Annotated in this window: 4 protein-coding genes and 2 pseudogenes; all 6 read right to left on the minus strand. The window is 62.6% G+C overall.

Going from position 1 to position 4,543, the window contains the following annotated elements; genetic code table 11:
• Window positions 1–214, minus strand: a 214-nt coding sequence (locus AC2TEW_RS38340) for a transposase (protein WP_484627788.1), incomplete at its 3' end; no start/stop codon positions are given.
• Window positions 215–265: 51 nt separating this feature from the next.
• A pseudogene (locus tag AC2TEW_RS38345) lies at window positions 266–1,081 on the minus strand (transposase); the annotation flags it as partial.
• Between the two features lie 137 nt (window positions 1,082–1,218).
• Window positions 1,219–3,108: a putative adhesin gene (locus AC2TEW_RS38350; protein ID WP_484627789.1), complete on the minus strand. Its 1,890-nt coding sequence runs from the start codon at window positions 3,106–3,108 to the stop codon at window positions 1,219–1,221.
• A gap of 194 nt (window positions 3,109–3,302) precedes the next feature.
• On the minus strand, window positions 3,303–3,779 hold the full coding sequence (locus tag AC2TEW_RS38355; protein ID WP_484627790.1) for an integrase core domain-containing protein: 477 nt from the start codon (window positions 3,777–3,779) through the stop codon (window positions 3,303–3,305).
• Window positions 3,780–3,973: 194 nt separating this feature from the next.
• Window positions 3,974–4,225, minus strand: a pseudogene (locus tag AC2TEW_RS38360) (IS3 family transposase); the annotation flags it as partial.
• Window positions 4,226–4,242: 17 nt separating this feature from the next.
• Window positions 4,243–4,543, minus strand: a 301-nt coding sequence (locus AC2TEW_RS38365; protein ID WP_484627736.1) for a helix-turn-helix domain-containing protein, incomplete at its 5' end; no start/stop codon positions are given.

The following is a 4,543-nucleotide window of genomic DNA, read 5'->3' on the forward strand; positions in this document are numbered from 1 at the left end:
GGTTCTCCTTCTCCATCGCACTCGCCTCACCGGCCCCGGGCCGGGCAGCCGCCTCCGCGTCGCGCACCCAGATCCGCAACGTCTCGTGGTTGACACCCACGTCCTTGGCCACCGACGCGTACGTACCACCCGGACTGGCGTGGTACAGCGCGACGGCATCGGCCCTGAACTCAGGGCTGTACTTCGACGTCCCCAACGGGAACTCCTGTTCCATGGATCCTCACGATCCAATGATCAGGGTGTCCACGACGACGGGGAAACGCCCGTTGGCGGTGTCGGTGACCGTGGTGATCGCGGGCTCGGGCCAGGTCTCCGGCTTGGCGAAGCGGAATTCCGGGCCGTGCCGGGGCGGCCGACCGGTGACGCCGTGCATCCTTGGTGGTTTCGGCAGGCGCATCACGCGATCGGAGCGGACCCGGCCGACCAGCTCGACCGGCAGATCGTGCAGGACCCAGGCCAGTCGGGTGACGTCGTAGCCGGCGTCGCTGACGATCACGATGTGCGGGTCCCCGGCCTGCCACTGGCCTGCGGTGATGAGCCGCTCCACGACACCCCGCAGTTGGGCGGCGGTGACCGCGGTCGCGTCGTCCGCCGGACCGAGCCGGACCGCGTCCAGGATCGCGGTCCAGGACGTGGCACCCGGCTCCAGCACGGCCACGAAGGAGTAGGGCCAGCCCGGAATGAACTGCGAGGCTGTCTTCGCCCGGCCGTAGACGTGGCAGAACAGCCGCTCCGCCGAGCACGGCGCGTCCGAGCGCAGCCACGGCGACACATCGACGGCGAGGACCAGGCGCCCGCCCTCGAAGCGCGGCAGCGGCAGCCCGGCCAGCACCGTCCGCCGCCGGACGACGTCGATCCGGCCGTGGTTCAGGCCGCCGTACATCGCTCCGTGCCCACGACGGTGCTCGGGCAGCAGCGTCAGGGCCACCGGGGACTTCACCGCACCGTCCGCGCACAGCACCGCGCCGGCGAGTTCGAACAACTCGTCACGCCGGGCGGTCAGACACTCGTAGAACTCTCCCCGGAAGCGTGATGCTTCCGCGAACGCTTCCCGCCGGACAGCATCAGGCAGCAGACTCACCCTCACGGCCTTCGTCGTGGTCACGTGCACCTTGGTCGGAGCACAGGATCAGACGAAGGCCGCCCTCATGTCCGGCGAATCCCCATGTGAGCTACCCCGTTCGAGACACCGTTCGAGTCAGGAAGAAAAAGAACAAGCTAAGACTTCATCCACAGGGCGATAAATTCCAGAAAGGGTTCCCGGCCTTCGTCCAAGCCTTTAAGGAACATTCTCGCACGCGCCTCATTGCCGTCAATGCGGAATTGATTGAACATTTTTGCGACCTCGACGCATCCATTCCAATGTTTCTTGAGCTCGGGGTCCGTGGAAATGGTCGCCAGCCTCTCGCTGCCGCCTTCGAGGATCCACTGGCAGAGCTTCCATTCCGCACCATCAATGAGTTTCGATGATCGAATTTTATGGGCATCGGCAACGATCTGAGCCTGAGATTGTTGGACACTGACGCCATCCAGGATCTGTAGCAGATCTGATTTTTCGGCTTCCTTTTTTGATGCCTCGGCTTCCTTCTTTGAGTTTTCGAGGCCGCGGAAAGTTTCTATAAATTCAATATACTTCTTCCTCTCGAGCTCGGGCGTCGCCATTTTATTCAGATGCTGCTCGACTTCGGCTAGAGTCTTGTCGCTGAGATATTTTACATCGATAGTGGCCGCATTCCAGTGATTGTGGAGTTTTTCGTTGGTAGAAATCGCCTTGATTCGATCGATTCCACCCTGGGCGACCCATAGAACCAGGTGGCTGCGTGAAATGTCTGCCAACCTGAGCCCCTCTGCAATTACAGGGGCTACTGTATCGATCTCCTCCTGGGTCTTGACTAGTGCAAGGAGTGACTTTCTGTCTCGGGTATCGAGTTTATCGAGGAAGGCTTTGCGTGCGGCAGTATCTGCACTTTGATGCCACTTAAAATCCTTCTGTGCCCAGAGGAGAAGCTGCTGGAGATCTTCATCGTCACCAAACAGTGCGCCATCCTGCTTGGTCCATGCCAGGAGTGCGAAGCGACCTCCTTCCTCGGCAATCCTGGCCCCCGTGGCGCGAACTTTTTTCATCTTCTCTGCGGCGCCCATGTCGGCCATTTTGCGCCGGTCCGAAGGAGTTAGGCGCGACCAAAATGCCACAAGATCCTTATTCGATTTGAATATTTTATCCCATTCGAAATGTATTCTTTCGTATGCTTCGCTGATGTCGCGTCGATGAATATGATGCTGCCACTGGTGATATTTGTCGTTCAATGCGTGCAGAAAGAAGGAATAATCGCCTCGATCATCGAAGATGCGCATTGCGGCCGAAGCCTTCTCGAATCCGTAGCGATCATCCATGGCGTCCGAAATGTAAGGATACAACATGGAAAGCGTTACCGGCGGGAGGTCTTGCAGCTCCTTGTAAAGAGAATCTGGGTCACCCGCTCTGTATAGGGCCACGAACTTGCTTGCGAATGCCATGAAGTCATCAGCTATGAGCGTGGAGAACTTCCCGCTGCGAGGCGAATCGCTGAGGGGCGAGTATATTTCGCTCCTCGGGGCCTCCTGTCCCGGGGGGAGAGCCGGGTCCATAATCGACATTCCCCAGCCGGGAGATGTTAGTGGATATCCACCGGAATCGAATTGAATAATCCCTCGACATGCTAGTAGGTAGATCAGATCGCCATCTTTATCCGCCGCCGCCCGTGCTAGGACCCCATTGCAAGTATGGGTTTCCCCGCATATGTCCGGAGTCTCACACAGCTTCATCGTATGGGGGATCAGAAGGCCTCCGACCGTCTCGAGCCTATCCCCGCCGCTCAACACCCTTTCAATGGCCCGCTTCTGGCCCTCCGTAAGAGGGCCAAGTTCCATATTGTCCAGTTCATCTCCACCCGACAAAGTCAACTGCTGCGCAGATCCATAGCCCTGAAGCAGAGCGTGCAAGTCCATTAGGCCGGCTGATATATTCAGCATGTGCCCCTCTTCCACGAACAGCTGCAGCGTCATTCCATTAGGAACTTTCACCCGTCCCTCTGTGGTGATGCCGTGCGCATTGATTACGATGGCCATGGTTGTTCTCTCCGATCGATCCCGGGCAGGGGGTATTTTCCCCCATGAAACCACTATCGAAGATCGAACGCGTACCTGTTCAGGCAAACAGCCGGGCAGAGTTTCTCCCTGATCTTGGACAGCGGGTCTGCTCGTAACACGATCACGCAGTGGCCTCCTTGAGGCGGCGCCAGCAGGTCAGCGAGTGTCCCGCGTCAAGCAGTTGGCAGGTTTTCGGGTTCGGGAAAGTTGGGGACGAGCGGGTTCGCGGTGCCGGTGTGAACGTCGTAGGGCCGGTTCCAGGCCAGGGCCTCGTGCGGGCGGACGGTGTTGTAGTCGCGCCGGGTAGTCCTCGGCATGCCGACGAGATCGAGGGCATCAGGGATCTCCTCGAGGAACAGCTTCTCGTACTTGAGCGAGCCGAAGCCGCGCTCGCGTGAGCCGTTCTGCCCGGGCGTGCGGACCCGGGTGCGGACGTGCCGCAGCTCCGGCCGGGTGGCGATGAACGCCTCGAACCGGAACGAGCGGAGCGGTCCGCCGTTGTCGGTGACGATCGTGACCATCGGCTGGACCGTGCCGTCAGCGTCGCGCGGGGCGAGCTCGGCCAGCGGCTTTCCGGCCAGCAACTCCGCTTCCTTGATGGCGAGTTCGATCGCGGCGATGGCGTCGTGCTGGTTCGCGGTGGGCGACACGTGCCAGCCCAGCTCGTACTTCGACCAGTAGTCCCGGCAGCCCGCGAGCCGCCAGGTGCCGCCGCCGGTCGTCTCGAACCGAAGTCGAGCCGCCGGACCTGGTTCGGGCCGGCCGGCTCGGTCGCGAAAGCGGCCTTGCGGCGGGCGGCGAGCCGACGCCGTTCCCGCTGGTGGTTCGCCTCCAGCAGCAGGCCCTCGTCCCGCAACAGCCGCAGCACGGTGGCCTGCGAGACGCGGTGGCCGTCGTGGCGGCACATCGCCCAGATCTTGCGGTGACCCCAGGCCGGGTGCGCGAGCGCGTGCCGGCGGGCGGTCTCCCGGACGCTCTCGCGGGCCGGGCGCGGCCACGGCCCTCTCACATGCGCGCCCTGGCGTGCGCGGGCCTGGTGGCGGCGCCAGGCCCGCCCGGGCACGCCGATCAGACGGCAGAACCTCGCGGTCGGCATGCCCGCCCCGGTGCGGATCACCTCGAGGTCCTCGAAGGGCCCAGCCGGCCCTCCGCGGACTTCTTCCACACCCGTAGCTCGACTGCCGCCTCACCCAGTGCCTGGGTCAAGTCGGCTACTTGGGCTTCGAGTTGCTGTTCCCGGGTGCTGGGGCCGGACTTGCCCGCGAGGCCGGCCCGGCCGGACTCCAGGAACCGGCGCTTCCAGGTCCCGATCGACTGCTCGGACACCTTCGCCCGCCGCGCGGCCTCGGCGACGGTCATCTCACCGGCCAGGATCGACAGCACGATCCGGACCTTCTCCTCCGGCGGCAGCGCC

This window comes from Kitasatospora sp. NEAU-CNBT7 (assembly GCF_057220535.1).

Excerpts from the sequence above, each read along its gene's own strand:
- AC2TEW_RS38350 (WP_484627789.1), bottom strand. The coding sequence starts at position 3,108 with ATGGCCATCGTAATCAATGCGCACGGCATCACCACAGAGGGACGGGTG.